This is a genomic window from Stenotrophomonas sp. 99219_Sma, from assembly GCF_056480785.1.
In genome coordinates this window covers 1,677,297-1,692,407 of the sequence record NZ_CM151117.1, presented here as the reverse complement: position 1 = coordinate 1,692,407, position 15,111 = coordinate 1,677,297, and the positions used below count along the sequence as shown (strand labels likewise).

Genomic DNA, 15,111 nt, shown 5'->3' with positions numbered 1-15,111 from the left:
GCCGATGGGAATACGCCTGCCCACCTGGGTCTGGATCGGCGCGGTCGCGCTCTCGTGCGTTGCCGGCATGGTCAACGTGGTCGGCTTCCTCGGTTTCGAGCACCAGGCGGTCAGCCACATGACCGGCAGCACCAGCCAGCTGGGCATGGCGCTGGCCCAGGGTGACTGGCGCGCGGTCGGCCACCTGTGGGGATTGCTGATCGCGTTTTCGCTGGGCGCGATGCTCAGCGGCCTGCTGATCCAGGACAGCGCATTGCAGCTGGGCCGCCGCTACGGTGTCGCGCTGGCGCTGGAATCGGCACTGCTGCTGGTGGCCATTCCGCTGTTCGAACAGCATCAGATCTGGGGTGCACTGGCCGCCGCCATGGCCTGCGGCCTGCAGAATGCGATGGCGACCACCTTCAGTGGCGCGGTGGTGCGCACCACCCACCTCAGCGGCATGTTCACCGACCTCGGCATCGGCCTGGGCCACCTGCTGCGCGGACTGCCGCTGCAGGTACGGCGGCTGACCCTCAGCGGCCTGATCATCAGCGGCTTCCTCGCCGGCGGCATCCTCGGCGCCTGGTTGTTCATGCGCTGGCAATACGACGCCCTGCTCGCCCCCGCCCTGCTGACCGGCCTGACCGGGCTGGGTTATGTGGTGTACCAGCAGTGGGCGCGTTGGCGGCATTGAATCAAGGACATCCACGCATGGCGTGGATCTACCTTCCCCAGCTGGACCACGGCACAATCGCCGAATGAGCCCGACCACTCCCGTTTCCGCCCTCACCATCGCCGGCTCCGACTCCGGCGGTGGCGCCGGTGTCCCTGCCGATCTCAAGGCCTTCGCCGCGCACCGCGTGCATGGCCTGGCCGTGTTCGCCGCGCTGACTGCACAGAACACCCGTGGCGTCACCGCCGTGCATGTGCCACCGATCGCATTCCTGCAGGCGCAGATCGAAGCCTGCTTCGATGACTTCGATATCCATGCCGTGAAACTCGGCATGCTGGCCAACGCCGAGGTGATCCATGCCGTCGCCGACGCACTGGAAAAGCATCGCCCGCCGCACGTGGTGCTGGACCCGGTGATGGTCGCCACCAGCGGCGCGCGCCTGCTGGAGGAAAGTGCGCTCAAGGCCATGCGCGAACGCCTGCTGCCGTTGGCGACGCTGGTTACGCCCAATACCCCGGAAGCAGAACTCCTGATCGGCCGGAAGATCGCCAACGGCGATGACGCCGAACAGGCTGCCTCTGCCCTGCTCGATCTCGGAGCCGGCGCAGTCCTGCTCAAGGGTGGCCACCTGCAGGAAGGCAACCGCGTGATCGATCGCTACTTCGACGGCGTCAGCAGCGAAGAATTCATCCACGCCCGCCTGCCGCTGGACGCACATGGCACAGGCTGCACGCTCGCCTCGGCCATCGCCGCGCAGCTGTGCAACGGCCTGAGCCTGGCCAATGCCTGCGAAGCCGGCATCGACTACGTTGCGCGCGGCCTGCAGCAGGGCTACGCGCCTGGCCGCAGCGAGGTGCTGGTGCTCGATCACTTCGGCGCGGCACCGCACGCATGAGCCTGACGTCGAGCGTCCTCGCCGTGCAGTGCGACGACGGCCATCGCTACGAAGTGATCGCCTGCGTGCCTGCACAGCCCATCGCGCGCCTGCTGTGGCTGCCAGCGCTGGGCGTGGCCGCGCGTCACTACCTGCCACTGGCATCGGCGCTGGCGGCGAAGGGCGTGGCGGTCTACCTGCATGAGTGGCGCGGCAACGGCAGCAGCTCACTGCGCCCGTCGCGCACGCAGGACTGGGGCTATCGCGAGGTACTCGAACAGGATCTGCCGGCCAGCCAGGCCGTCCTGGCCGCAGCGGATGACGCCGCCGACGCCCTGCCCTGGATCATCGGTGGACACAGTCTGGGCGGGCAGCTGGCCTGCGTGCATGCCGGCCGCAACCCGCAGCACTTCAACCGGCTGTGGCTGGCCGCCAGCGGCTCACCGTTCTGGCGCGGCTTCCCGCCACCGCGTGGCTGGCTGCTGCCACTGGTCTATCGTTTCCTGCCGTGGATCGCGCAACGCCAGGGCGTGCTGCATGGTCGGCGCCTCGGCTTCGGTGGCACCGAAGCGCGCGGGCTGATCGCCGACTGGGCACGCGTTGGCCTGAACAACCACTACGCCGCGGCCGGCATGAACGAAGACCTCGATGCGCAGATGGCGCGCGTGCATGGCAGCGCACAGGCCGTATTGATGGAGCACGACTGGTTGGCACCCACCGGATCGATGCAGACGCTTCTGGCGAAGCTGCCGAATGTGGACGCGCAGCTGCGCGTGCTGTCCGCGCAGGAACTGGGCACGCGCGCCGATCATTTCGCGTGGCTGAAGGCGCCGGAGGCCGTAGCTGACAGCTTTTTCATTCAGTTGGATGAAAATTTTCACAAAACTGTTGACGGTACGCGCCGACATCCGCATAATTCCGCTCCTGTCGCAGGGCGCCCGTAGCTCAGTTGGATAGAGTACCTGGCTACGAACCAGGCGGTCGGGAGTTCGAATCTCTCCGGGCGCACCACTCGACAGGTTTTCAGCATCCGCCGCTGGAAATGCAGTAAAATTAAGCAGTAAGTTGATTGTGTACCGCGCGCCCGTAGCTCAGTTGGATAGAGTACCTGGCTACGAACCAGGCGGTCGGGAGTTCGAATCTCTCCGGGCGCACCATACACAGTCAGCACAACAAGTTTATGTAATTGGCGCCCGTAGCTCAGTTGGATAGAGTACCTGGCTACGAACCAGGCGGTCGGGAGTTCGAATCTCTCCGGGCGCACCATTACACCGAAACAGCAGGCCTCGGCCTGCTGTTTTTTTATGTGTGTTTTTCGGCAGGGCTGCGCCCTGCACCCCTGGTAGTGTCGGCCGCTGGCCGGCAACCTCAACAGCAAAAGCAAAAGCAAAAGCTGGCATTCCGTGGGGTGGCGGGGCGGTGTCGGAGTGCGGGGACGCCGCAAGTACGTCCCTGTAGGCTTGGCAGCCGCATCCATGCGGCTGACACCCCGCACTCCGACACCGCCCCACCTTCGACAGGTTCACGCGGCTGTTGGTAGGTGTCGACCTTGGTCGACACATCTGTCAGATATCGAATGAATTCATCCACGCATGGCGTGGATCTACCGTGTCGATCAAGGTCGACACCTACCAGAGCAGTACGCCGTTCCGACAGATCGCGGAAAACTGTCGAAGGCGGGGTGGGTCCGGTTGCGGGGGCGTGAGCCGCATGGGCCCGAGGCATGCCTCGGGCGGGTTGGGCAGGACGCCCAACCCGGGTCTTGCCGTGTACGCAGGACAGCGCACACGAGCAAGCGGCGACCGAGCTTACATGGGTGAGGGCGCTTTGCTTGCGAAGCATTGCTTCGCAAGCGCCCGAACGCACAGCCGCCAGCGGCTGGGCCGGGCCCCGGAGGGGGACTTGCAGCGGCCCCCGCAACCGGACCCACCCCGCCTCCCCACAGGAAACCAGCTTCTGCTGTTGCTGTTGCTCCAGCTCGTAGCGGGTGCAGGGCGCAGCCCTGCCGTACCCCTACCCCCTGGCCATTGACTGCCACCACTGTGACAGCAGCTCCGGCCTGCGCAGGCGCTCTCGCCACCAGCGCAGTGCGGCGCCATCCTCGCCGGTGCGCCAAGCCAGCCAGAAGGTCTCTTCCGGCTTGTGCTCCTCCACCTCGCGGATCACCAGCTGGCCACGCGCCACCGCCGCGCGCGCGCACGGCTCGGGCAGGAAACCGAAGCCCACGCCTTCGCACTGCAGCTTCAGCTTGCTGGCCATGTCCGGCACCGTCAGCATCTCCTGCCCCATCAACAGACCGACCGTGCGCGGCAGCAACCGCCGCGCCGAATCGGAGACCGCGATCGCGCAGTGTTCGACCAGCTGCTCGCGACCCAGCACACCCGGCACTGCGGCCAACGGATGACCGGGCGCGACCGCGAACACGAACTCCACCGTACCCAGCGGCTCGACCACGTAACCGCCGCCGCTGGGACCCTCGCCCGGCGCACCAACCAGCAGGTCGGCACGGCGGTCCAGCAAGGCCTCCCAGGTACCGGACAGGGCCTCGCCGATCAATCGCAGCCGGGTCGGTGCCTCGGCCTCACGAAATGCGGCGATGTCCGGGCCGAGCAGCCAGGTCGGGAACACCGAGTCCACCGCCAGGGTCAGTTCGGTCTCCCAGCCCGACGCCACCCGGCGCACCCGCAGTTCCAGCTCCCGGGCTGCGCGCAGCAGGTGGCGGCCCTCGTCCAGCAACGCGCGGCCAGCCTCGGTCGGCTCGGCGCGCGGGCCGACCCGGTCGAACAGCTGTACACCCAGGTCCTCCTCCAGCTTGGCCACGGTGTAGGAGATGGTCGAAGGCACTTTGTGCAGGGCCTTTCCGGCGCCGGCGAACGAGCCGCGGCGGTCGATGGCGTCCAGGATCTGCAGGGCATCGAGACTGAGTTTGAGCATTCGAATTTTTCGATGATGGCTGTCAAAACTATCCGTTTTTCAAACCCCGGGCGCAAGCGGATACTTCTCTCCAACGGGGAAACACAGCGGCTACCAGCCCACCCCGCCCCATCGAAACCATCGAACAAGGAGATTCCATCATGCTGCAGATCCGCAAGAGCGCTACCCGTGGCCTGGCCGAGCATGGCTGGCTGTCCTCGCGCCATACCTTCTCCTTCGCCAACTACTACGACCCCCGCTACGTCAGCTTCGGACCGCTGCGGGTGATCAACGAAGACAAGGTGATCGGCGGCCAGGGCTTCGGCACCCACAGCCACAGCAACATGGAGATCGTTTCCTATGTGCTGGGCGGCGCGCTGGAGCACAAGGATTCGATGGGCACCGGCTCGGTGCTGCGTTACGGCGACGTGCAGCGCATGAGCGCCGGCAGCGGTGTCAGCCACAGCGAGTTCAATCACTCCGCCGACGAGACCGTGCATTTCCTGCAGATCTGGATCTTCCCGGACGCGGAGAACATTACTCCGTCGTACGAAGAGACCCACTTCGCACCGGAAACCAAGCGCGGCCAGCTGCGCCTGATCGCCTCGCCGGACGGTGCCGATGGTTCGCTGCGCATCCACCAGGATGCCCGCATCTTCGCCACCATCCTCGATGGCGGCCAGAAGCTGCACCACGCCCTCGGCAACGGTCGTGGCGCCTATGTGCAGGTGGCCCGAGGCCAGCTGCAGGTCAATGGCATCACCCTGGAAGCCGGTGATGCACTGCAGGTCAGCGACGAAGCACAGCTGACCCTGGAGAACGGCAACGACGCCGAAGTGCTGGTGTTCGACCTGCCGCTGTAATGACAACGCCCGCGATGCCGAAAAGCATCGCGGGCGTATTTGTAGAGCCGAGCCATGCTCGGCTGCGGTTTGACAGCCAGCCGAGCGCGGGCTCGGCTCTACAGCACCACCGGCGTCAGAACTTGTACGTCATCGCCAGGCGCACGTTGCGCGGCTCACCCCAAGTGTAGGTGCTGTACCAGCTGAAGATCGTGTAGTAACGCTTGTCCAGCAGGTTGTTGACGTTGAGCGTGGCCGACAGGCGATCGTTGAATTCATAGCGCGCCATTGCATCGAGCAGCCAGTAGGGTTGGGTGCGATGCACCACCTTGGCCTGCGTGGCCGGGTTGGTGATCTCACCGAAAGTGGAATCCTGCCAGCGCGCGCCACCGCCCAGCGTCAGCCCCTTCCAGTCGCCACGCAGGCGGTAGCTGGTGTGCAGGCTGAACTGGTTTTCCGGCTCCAGTGTGGTCACCTTGGCACCGGCCTGGCGGGCGATCTTGTGCGAGAACCCCCCTGCACCTGCCAGCCCTCGGCCAGCTGGCCCGACATTTCCAGCTCGTAGCCCTTGGTACGCACGCCCATCAGGGCGCGATACGCATCCTGCCCGTCCGGCGTCTTGCCGCCGGTGGGCTGGGCGAAGTTGTCCTGGTCGAGCTGGAACAGCGCCGCACTGGCGTTGAAGCGCCCATCGAGGAACTCGGCCTTCAGGCCCATCTCGTAGCTGCGGCCTTCCAGCGGATCCAGTGCCTTGCCCTGCTCGTCGCGTTCGCTGTGCGGCTTGAAGATGGTGCTGTAGCTGGCATACACCGAATAGTGCTCGCCAAGGTCGTAGACCACACCGGCATACGGCACGAACACGCCGGTCTCGCGCGTGTCCGGCGAGCGGTAGCTGGCCAGGCGACTGCCCACGATCACCTTCAGTGGATCGGCCACGTCGAAACGGCCGACCACATAAAGGCCGTTCTCACGCGTCACTTCGTTGTTGCTGTAGCTGCGCTGCCACTCGGGCTCGGGAATGTCGCCATTCCAGGTTCTGTAGTCCGGCACGGTATCCGGGAACCCCGCCTGCGGGCCGTAGCCGGTGTTGGTCCAGCGCTTGCGCGAGGCGCTGCCACCGACGACCAGCTCATGCTCGCGGCCGAACAGGCCGAAATGACCGCTCAGGTAGAAGTCGGCCGCATTGCTGACGGTCTTGCCAACGTACTTGCCGAGCCACAGGCTGACGCCCTCGCCGGTCAACGGATCGGGATTGCCGGCGGCGGCACCGGCCAGTGCCGCGTCATAGCCGTTGACCTGGTGGTTGAGCTGCAGCTTGGCCACCCAGTCGTTGGCGAAGGTGTGCTCGAGCGTGGCGAAGCCGGTGCGCACATACTGGCGCCAGCCACTCCAGCGCGTGCCGTTGTTGAACGAACGCGGCATGTGATTGAAGTTGCCGGCACTGTCCAGAAGAGGGATGCCACCCCAGGTCGAGCCCTTCGGGTCGCTGTCCATCGTATCGCCACCCACGGTCAGCAGCGTGCGCTCGCCCAGATCGGCTTCCAGCACTGCGTAGCCCACCTTGCTGGTGCGCTGGTAGAAGTCGAGATTGGAATGCTTGTCCTGCCAGGCGCCCACCGCACGACCGCGCACGCGTCCATCGGCGGTCAACGGGCCACCAACATCGATCTCGGCACGATAGTCATCCCAGCGGCCCACACCCAGCGTCGCACTGCCGGCGAACTCCTTGCCCGGCTTCTTGCGCACCAGGTTGATGGTCGCGCCCGGATCGCCCATGCCGGTGAGCAGGCCGGTCGCGCCCTTGAGCACTTCGATGCGGTCATAGATCGCGGTATCGCTGAGCGTGTTGCCCGCCGAATAGGCCGAGTCACGCGACATCGGGATGCCGTCGTACTGGAAGTTCTGCACGGCGAAGCCGCGCGCGTAGTACTCGGTGCGCTCGCTGTCGTAGGTCACGATGCTGATGCCGGGGGTCACCCGCATCACGTCATCGATGTCGTTCAGGCCAAAGTCGTCCATCTGAGCGCGGGTAATGACGCTGATGGTCTGTGGGGTCTGCCGCGGGGTCAGCACCAGGCGGGTGGCGGTGGCGATGGTGCCGGGCGTGTACGCGCCGCTGCCCTCGGTGATGGTGCCGAGCAGGTTGGCGGTGACCTGCACGGTCTGCAGGGTCTGCGACGCCGGGGCCTCGGCGGCCTTGTCCGGCTCGGCGGCGGACTGCGCGGCTGCGATGCCGCTGCTGGCCAGTGCGGTGATCAGCAGGCCCTGGGCAAGCGCCTGCGGCAACGCACGGCGACGCGGCAAGGGGGACGGAATACGGGCATCAGGCACAGACAGCACGGCGGGACCTCCACGATCGGGTGGGATCCTCTGGCGGCGGCTGGAGGGAAGACGGGGACGCGGCCGGATGGCCGCAGGCGCAGGAGTGTACTCCCCTGCGCCCCGGCTGTCGTGCGGTGTGCTGTGGTGCGGCGCGCTGCCGCAGGCTCAGCCGCCGATGGCGGCGCAGGCCTCCAGGATCAGTGCGGTCACGTCCTTCGGCTGCGAGGCCAGCGAGGCATGGCTGGCATCCAGCTCCAGCAGTCGCTTGGGCTGCATGCGCGTGGCCATGGCCCTCTGGTTTTCCGGCGCGATCATCCGATCATGGCGGGACAGCTGGTACCAGCTCGGCTTGTGCTTCCACGCCGGGTCGCTCACCGCATCACCGAAAGTGCTGGCCAGCGGCGCCTTCTGGGTCACCGCCATCACCCGGCCCTCATCGTCGCTCAGGTCCTGGCAGAAGCTTTCATGGAACTTGTCGGCGCGCAGCCACAGGTAACCATCACTGTCCGGCGCCAGGTTCGGTGCCGCTTCCGGCAGATGCTGCTGGGTGATGCCACCGGGGCTCTCGCCGGCATCCGGGGCGAACGCTGCGATATAGACCAGGCCCTTCACGTTGGCCTCGTTGCCGGCCTGGCTGATCACCGCACCACCGTAGGAGTGGCCGACCAGCAGCACCGGCCCGTCGATCTGCCGGATCATTTTCTGGGTGCGGCCGGCATCGTCGGCCAGCGAGGTGAGTGGCAGTTCCACCGCCTGCACGCGGTCATGGCCGTTGCGATGCAGCTCCAGGATCACTTTGGCCCAGTGTGCGGCCCCGCCCCAGAATCCATGGACGAGGAGGATGGTCGGTGTCGTGCTCATGTACAGGTCTCCGGCAGCGGGCGGCGGAATGCCGACCGTGTCGCCACTGTCCGTCTTTGGCGTTAATCAGCGGTGACGCATTCGGGTCACTGCAATCGTATGCGTCGCTGGATGTCATGCATGGCACTTGCCGATCCCGCTTGAAAACGTTTTCATGGATGATCCTTGGAGCTTCGTATCGCGCATGACGCCTTCATCCCCACGTGCCCAGCAGCACGCCACCCGCGCTGCCTTCTTCATTCCCGGATTCGCCACCGCCGCCTGGGCACCGATGGTGCCCTACGCCAAGGCCAAGGCCGGGCTGTCCGACGCCAGCCTCGGCGCAGTGCTGCTGTGCCTCGGGCTCGGCTCACTGCTGGCGATGCCACTGGCAGGTGCGCTGACCGGGCGGCTGGGATGCCGCCGGGTGATGGTGATCACCTGCGCGATGATGCTGTGCGCCCTGCCCTTGCTGGTGCTGGCGCCCTCTCCGGTAGCGCTGGGCGCCGCCCTGTTCGTGTTCGGCGCCGGCGTCGGTGCACTGGATTGTGCGATGAACATGCAGGCGGTCGCGGTCGAGCGCGACGCCGGGCGCGCGATGATGTCCGGATTCCATGCCTTCTACAGCATCGGCGGCTTCGTCGGCGCCGGCTGCATGACCGGCATGCTGATCCTGGGTACGCCGCTGTGGCTGGCCGCGTTGGTTTCGGTGGCCGCACTGCTGCTGGTGGCAGTGCTGTCGGCACCGCACTGGCGCCCGCAACGGATCCTGCATGAAGGCCCCCTGCTGGCACTGCCGCATGGCGTGGTGCTGTTCATCGGCGTGCTGGCCTTCGTGGTGTTCCTCGCCGAGGGCTCGATGCTGGACTGGAGCGCGGTGTTCCTCGCCGAAGTGCGGCAGGTGCCACGTGACCAGGCCGGTGCCGGCTTTGCACTGTTCACCCTGGCGATGACCGCGATGCGCCTGTTCGGCGACGGCATCGTCGAGCGCCTCGGCCGGACCCGCACCCTGGTCTTCGGCGGCATCACCGCTGCTGCGGGTTTCACCCTGGCGACGCTGGTGCCATCGTTTCCGGTGGCGCTGGCCGGTTACATACTGGTCGGGCTGGGCTGCGCCAACATCGTGCCGGCGCTGTTCTCGATGGCCGGCCAACAGCGGGTGATGCCGGAGAGCATCGCCATCACCGCGGTCACCACGCTGGGCTACGCCGGCATCCTCGCCGGACCGGCAGCGATCGGCGCACTCGCACACGCTACCAGCCTCGGCTTCGCCTTCCTGTGCGTGGCCGCGCTGCTGCTGGGCGTCGCGGCGTCTGCGCGCTCGCTGGCAAGACGGGTGGCCTGACAGAAAAAAAGGGACGGAGGGGATTAAGTCGTTTCTGGCCCAGCTGTGCGGGAAACGACTTAATCCCCTCCGTCCCCTTTTCTCAGCTGCGTGTCAGCCACTCGGCCTGGGCCGGCAGCTGGGGCGCCGGGCAGGCACTCTGCGGATGGTGCTGGTCGCGCGCCATCCAGTCATCGACCACGCCCGCCAGCAGGTCCAGTCGCAGCGGCAGGGTGATGTGGTCCTCGCCGCGCATCTCGATGTAGTGCGCGCGCGGATTGGCCTGCGCCAGTTCGCGGCCCTGGCTGACCGGAATGTGCTGGTCGCCCTGGCCGTGCAGCAGCAGTACGCAGGCGCGGGTATCGGCCAGCGCGCGCGCTACATCCACGCGGTCCAGATCGACGTCGATGCGGCGGCTGGCGGCGGCGATCACCTGGTTGATGTCCTGGCCGCCGTAGCGCCAGCGCGCGTACGACGCCACCGCCTGCGCCTTCAGGCCTTCCGGCTGCAGTCCCATCAGGTGCGGAATCATCGTGCGGATCGCCACACCGGCATTGGCGAACGATTCCATCGCCACCACGCCTTCAACCTGGTCACCGAGCTTGTCGGCGGTGAACACCGCCGTGGCCGCGCCGTAGGACACACCGAACAGGTACAACGGACCGGTCACTTCGCCGCGTGCACGCAGCTCACCGATCACATCAACCACGTCATCGGATTCGTAGGTGCCGTATCCGGACGGACCTGCACCGGACTGTCCATGGTTGCGCAGGTCGAGCGTGATCACGCGGTAGCCGGATTCGGCCAGCTGCAACGACCACGGCAGCATCGAATCACCGTTCATCATCCAGCCGTGCAGCAGCACTACGGTGCCGCGCGGGGCCTGCGCGCGGAACGGTTGCGGTACTGCCAGGCTCAGGCCGGTATCCAGCGGCAGGCCGTTCTCGTGGCGCTGCGGCAGGTAGTGATAACGCGCGCCGTAGTCGCCGGGATCGAACACACGCCAGAAGATCGGCACGCCATCGCGGCCCGGCGCGAAGCCATGGCGGTTGGGCAGTTCGGCGATGGCCGCGGCAATACGCGGGCGATCGAGCAGGGTCGATACGCCACCTGGCGCGATCAGCCTGTCGGCGAGCGAGGTGGACGAGGCATTGATCGAGGAGGAGCATGCAGCCAGCCACAGGCCGGCGCACGCCAGCAACAACAGCAGCAGGCGCTTCATGGGCAATCGGGGAAAAGGTGCGACAGCGTGGCAGGTTAGCGACGCGGACGTGGGCCATCTATCGCGCGCGGATGACGGCTTGATGACAACGCAGGAACGATTCAGCTTGGTGTACAAGCTGTATCCGTTCAGTCATTGATCCGGATCAATGAACGCGCGCGCGGGATTGCCCACAGTGCCGCCATGCGCACCTCGCTCAAGCTCGCCATTGCCCTGGCCGCCACGTTTGCCGCCGCCTACGGCATCGCCCGCACCACGCCCTACTGGTTCGCACCGCGACAGACGGCGCAGGTCGACATCCACGATCCGACGCTGATCGCGCAGGGACAGTACCTGTCGCGCGCCGCCGACTGCGCCGCCTGCCACACTGCGCCGGGCGGCAAGCCGTTCGCCGGTGGCCTCGGTATGCAGACGCCGATGGGCACGATCTACTCGACCAACATCACGCCCGATCCGGACACCGGCATTGGCGCCTACGACTACGCCGACTTCGAGCGCGCGGTCCGTCGCGGCATCCGTCACGATGGGCAGCCGTTGTATCCGGCAATGCCGTATGCCTCATACGTGATCGCCAGCGATGCCGAGATCAAGGCGCTGTACGCCTACTTCATGGGCTCGGTGCAGCCGGTGAAGCAGGGCAACGCCGACAGCACGATTCCGTGGCCGGCCAACATGCGCTGGCCACTGGCCTGGTGGCAGCTGCTGTTCGCACGCCCGCGTACGTTCAACCCGGATCCGTCGCTGGATGCCAGCCAGCAGCGCGGCGCCGAACTGGTGGAAGGCCTGGCCCACTGCGGCGCCTGCCACACGCCACGTGGCCTCGCGTTCCAGGAAAAGGCGATGGCCGATGATGGCAGCCGCGAGTTCCTGTCCGGCTCGGTGCTGGAAGGCTGGTATGCGAAGAACCTGCGCAATGAATCAACCGGTCTGGCCAGCTGGAACGAGGGCGAGATCGTCGACTTCCTGCGCACCGGACGCACCGATCGCTCCGCGGCCTTCGGCGGCATGGCCGACGTGGTCGAGCACAGCACCCAGTACCTGTCCGACGCCGACCTGCTGGCGATGGCCCGCTACCTGAAACAGCTGCCGGCACGTGAGGGCCGCAGTGCACAGTGGTCACCGGGTACCGACACCTCCACCGCCGCACTACGCAGTGGCGACTATCGCGTGGCCGGCTCGCTGGCCTATGCCGAGCATTGCCAGGCCTGCCATCGCGCCGACGGCCGCGGCATGCCACGGGTCTACCCGGCGCTGGCCGGCAACTCGATCGTGTTCGCCGATGATCCCAGCTCGCTGGTACAGGTAACCCTGATCGGCGGCCGCACGCCGCATACCCCGCACGACCGCATGGCCTTCACCATGCCCGGTTTCGAGCAGCTGCCGAATGCACAGCTGGCACAGATCCTGACCTTCATCCGCAGCAGCTGGGGCAACCAGGCCAGCGCGGTGAGCGAGGTCGACGTGGCGCGCATGCGCCGGGTGGTGCGTGACAAGCCGGTGCACTACGTTCCGCAGGAGGCCGCACGATGAAACGTTCGCGCAAACGCTCCCGCCTGCTGGTCGGCAGCGTGGTCACCCTCGTGCTGCTGGCCGGCGCCGGCACCCTCGCCTATCGCCATCTGTACCCGGACCTGGATGCTGCCGTAGCCAGCACGATCGATATCCTCGATGCGCAGGGCAAGGTGGTCGGGCACTACCACGCACCCAGCGCCGAGGAGATCGCCGGGCTCGGCAATGCCGAATCGGTGATGCTTGGCCGCCGCCTCCTCAACGAGACCGCGCGCCTGCTGCCGGACAACGTCGGCAACGATCTGAACTGCAATTCGTGCCACATGGCCGAGGGCAAGCGACCGTTCGGCAACCACTACTTCAATACGGGCGGCGGCGCCTATCCGCGTTACATGCCGCGCCCGGGCAAGGTGATCGGGCTGACCGAGCGCATCAATGGCTGCCTGCAGCGCTCAATGAACGGCAAGCCGCTACCGAAGGACTCACCGCAGATGCGCGCCATGCTCGACTACATGGCGTGGCTGAGCAGTCCCGTGCCAGACGGTGCAAAGGTGGCCGCCCCCAGCGAGGGCCCCATCGACAGCACGCTGACCCCGGACCCGATCCGTGGCCAGGCGCTGTACGCCGTGCAGTGTGCCGCCTGCCATGGCGACAACGGCGAAGGCAGGCGCGACGCCAGCGGTGATATCGCCTTCCCGCCGCTGTGGGGCGACCACAGCTTCAACATCGGCGCCGGCATGGCGCGCCTGTACAAGGCGGCCGGTTTCGTCAAGCACAACATGCCGCCGGCGGTGACCCGCGAGCCGCCACTGGGGCAGCAGGTGATGCCCGACCAGGATGCGGTGGACATCGCCAGCTACTTCATCAACCAACCGCGGCCGGACTTCGCCAACAAGGCCAAGGACTGGCCGCGCGACCCGAAACCCAAGGACGCGCGGTACTGAGGAGGGCGTGGTTCAGCGCTTGACCAGCTCGACCCGGCGATTGCGCGCTTTGCCTTGCTCGCTGCCATTGTCGGCTACCGGCCTGTCGGCACCGAAGCCGGCCGCCTGCAGGCGGTCGGCGGCGATGCCCTTGGCGGTCAACGCCGCCACCACCGACCGCGCACGATCCTCGGACAAGCTGCGGTTGTGCGCGGCCGCGCCACTGTTGTCGGTGTGGCCTTCAATCGACAGTTTCAGCGACGGGTCGGCACGCAGCAGGTCCAGCACCTGCGCCAGTTGCGGTTCGGACGTCGGCAGGATCTGCGCCTTGTCGGTGGCGAAGTTGACCTGGATCGCCACGCGGCCGTCGCTGTCCAGCTTCTTCTTCAACGCATCGGCCGGCAGCAGCGCCGCGGTCTGGGTGAAACCCTTGCGCTCGACCACGACCCAGCCTGCGCTGAGGTATTCGAGGCGAGCATGCACCCACACCTGGCGGCCGTCAGCCAGATCGACGCGATAGACCACGGTGTCGTAGTTGTCCCAGCTGTAGCTGGCCGCGTTGCCGTAGGACGACTGCACCTGCTTCGACACGCCCTCGGCCGCCTCGTGCGGGATGCGCCCCTCGAACACCTTGGTGCCGTTGACCTGGGCCATCATCGCCTCAAGGTTGCGGCGTACTTCATGCATCGAGTATTCGCGCTCGCCCTTGTCGAAATCGGCAGCGAAGGTGCGGCCCTCGACCGGTTCGAAGTGATCTCCGGTCCAGAACGGGAAGGCATCGAAATCACGCTGCTCGGGCGTGTTGCGCTCACGATAGCCGGCCGGCAGGGACAGGTGCGGGAAACGGTCCGACCACTGCGCGGTGGCCTTGAACGGAACGTCATCCACGACCACCAGACCGGCGCCGTTGCTGTCCACCGCCAGCTGCACCCACACGGTGCGGTTGGCCTGGCGCAGCACGTAGACGGTGGTGGGTGCGTCCTGTTCACCGTTCACCGCATCGATGAAGCCACCCCCGATCTCGCCTTCCAGTTGCGGGCCGTAGTAGATGTCGCGCAGCAGCGTGCCTTCAAAGACCTTGCGGCCGCCAGCGGCGGTGATCACACCGTCGAAGTTGCGCTGCACTTCCAGCGCAGAGAACGCCTTGTCGGGGGCCGCCTCACTGTCGGTCACGATGCGTGCCGACCAGCTCGGACCTTCCACCCAATGCACACCCTCGCCCATCCGGAACGGGAAGCGCGCCCAGGCGCGCGGGTGCGGGGCGTTCTGCGGCGCGTAGCCCTGCGGCAGGCTGAAGAACGGCAGCTCACCCAGCGTGGTGTCGCTCAGCGGCACGCTACCGGTGTCGAACGGCACCAGAGGCACCGGCTTGCCATCGCGGTCGGTGAGTGCGGTGCCATCGGCGGCTGCCGTTGAACCCGCTGGGGCGGCGGCCGGTGCTGCGGCCCCGTCCGCCGTGGCTGGCGCAGGCGGTGCCACCTCTCCATCCGAGGGCGTCCGGTTGCACCCTGCCAGCAGCACCAGGGCTGCACCTCCCAGCCAGATCTTCGATCGCTTCTGCATCGCCACCACCTCAGGTCCATTGAAGCGCCGAGCATACCCGAAGGCCGTGACCGCCCCCACAGTGCCATCGTTCCTGCGCTGCCACGTCATCCCGATGTCATTGGCGCTGCCGACACTCCGGGGTTTC

11 protein-coding genes, 3 tRNA genes and 1 pseudogene are annotated in these 15,111 nt (G+C 66.7%); 10 read left to right on the top strand and 5 right to left on the bottom strand.

What is annotated here, in order from left to right:
• Nucleotides 1–4: 4 nt before the first annotated feature.
• From ACZK13_RS07780 to ACZK13_RS07755, 6 genes are all read left to right on the top strand, one after another.
• Nucleotides 5–673 carry a YoaK family protein gene (locus tag ACZK13_RS07780; protein WP_049463692.1) on the top strand — a complete coding sequence of 223 codons (669 nt, stop codon included), beginning with the start codon at nt 5–7 and terminating at the stop codon, nt 671–673.
• A 64-nt stretch (nt 674–737) separates the two neighbouring features.
• A complete protein-coding gene (thiD, locus tag ACZK13_RS07775; RefSeq protein WP_049400932.1) occupies nt 738–1,547 on the top strand; it encodes a bifunctional hydroxymethylpyrimidine kinase/phosphomethylpyrimidine kinase in 810 nt (269 codons plus the stop codon).
• Nucleotides 1,544–2,470 (top strand): alpha/beta hydrolase family protein, encoded by a 927-nt coding sequence (locus ACZK13_RS07770; RefSeq protein WP_125895931.1) that lies wholly within the window; start codon nt 1,544–1,546, stop codon nt 2,468–2,470. Before thiD ends, ACZK13_RS07770 begins: the two co-directional genes overlap by 4 nt.
• A tRNA-Arg gene (locus ACZK13_RS07765) sits at nt 2,461–2,537 on the top strand. The genes ACZK13_RS07770 and ACZK13_RS07765 overlap by 10 nt, the downstream gene beginning before the upstream one ends.
• A gap of 69 nt (nt 2,538–2,606) precedes the next feature.
• Nucleotides 2,607–2,683: transfer RNA gene (locus ACZK13_RS07760), tRNA-Arg, on the top strand.
• Nucleotides 2,684–2,715: 32 nt separating this feature from the next.
• A tRNA-Arg gene (locus ACZK13_RS07755) sits at nt 2,716–2,792 on the top strand.
• Nucleotides 2,793–3,539: 747 nt separating this feature from the next.
• On the opposite strand, the gene ACZK13_RS07750 is transcribed toward ACZK13_RS07755, so the two are convergent.
• The gene (locus ACZK13_RS07750; RefSeq protein ID WP_049461318.1) at nt 3,540–4,460 is read right to left on the bottom strand and encodes a LysR family transcriptional regulator; all 921 of its coding nucleotides are present in this window, start codon (nt 4,458–4,460) and stop codon (nt 3,540–3,542) included.
• 140 nt (nt 4,461–4,600) lie between these two features.
• Between ACZK13_RS07750 and ACZK13_RS07745 the strand changes: the two genes are divergently transcribed.
• Nucleotides 4,601–5,302, top strand: a complete 702-nt coding sequence (locus ACZK13_RS07745; RefSeq protein ID WP_012510689.1) for a pirin family protein — start codon at nt 4,601–4,603, stop codon at nt 5,300–5,302.
• 115 nt (nt 5,303–5,417) lie between these two features.
• On the opposite strand, the pseudogene ACZK13_RS07740 reads toward ACZK13_RS07745, so the two are convergent.
• A pseudogene (locus tag ACZK13_RS07740) lies at nt 5,418–7,621 on the bottom strand (TonB-dependent siderophore receptor).
• A 147-nt stretch (nt 7,622–7,768) separates the two neighbouring features.
• Complete coding sequence (locus ACZK13_RS07735) at nt 7,769–8,464, bottom strand: alpha/beta hydrolase (RefSeq protein WP_253146035.1); 696 nt, start codon at nt 8,462–8,464, stop codon at nt 7,769–7,771.
• Nucleotides 8,465–8,648: 184 nt separating this feature from the next.
• Here ACZK13_RS07735 and ACZK13_RS07730 point away from each other — a divergent pair, with 184 nt between their 5' ends.
• The gene (locus ACZK13_RS07730; protein WP_253146036.1) at nt 8,649–9,788 is read left to right on the top strand and encodes an MFS transporter; all 1,140 of its coding nucleotides are present in this window, start codon (nt 8,649–8,651) and stop codon (nt 9,786–9,788) included.
• Between the two features lie 82 nt (nt 9,789–9,870).
• Here ACZK13_RS07730 and ACZK13_RS07725 read toward each other — a convergent pair whose 3' ends face one another.
• Nucleotides 9,871–10,989, bottom strand: coding sequence for an alpha/beta fold hydrolase (locus tag ACZK13_RS07725; RefSeq protein WP_032128432.1), 1,119 nt, complete (start codon nt 10,987–10,989; stop codon nt 9,871–9,873).
• A gap of 183 nt (nt 10,990–11,172) precedes the next feature.
• Between ACZK13_RS07725 and ACZK13_RS07720 the strand changes: the two genes are divergently transcribed.
• Nucleotides 11,173–12,519 carry a c-type cytochrome gene (locus ACZK13_RS07720; protein WP_125895304.1) on the top strand — a complete coding sequence of 449 codons (1,347 nt, stop codon included), beginning with the start codon at nt 11,173–11,175 and terminating at the stop codon, nt 12,517–12,519.
• On the top strand, nt 12,516–13,442 hold the full coding sequence (locus tag ACZK13_RS07715) for a c-type cytochrome (protein ID WP_032128430.1): 927 nt from the start codon (nt 12,516–12,518) through the stop codon (nt 13,440–13,442). The genes ACZK13_RS07720 and ACZK13_RS07715 overlap by 4 nt, the downstream gene beginning before the upstream one ends.
• 12 nt (nt 13,443–13,454) lie before the next feature.
• On the opposite strand, the gene ACZK13_RS07710 is transcribed toward ACZK13_RS07715, so the two are convergent.
• Nucleotides 13,455–14,984, bottom strand: coding sequence for an OmpA family protein (locus ACZK13_RS07710; RefSeq protein ID WP_253146037.1), 1,530 nt, complete (start codon nt 14,982–14,984; stop codon nt 13,455–13,457).
• Between the last annotated feature and the right edge of the window lie 127 nt (nt 14,985–15,111).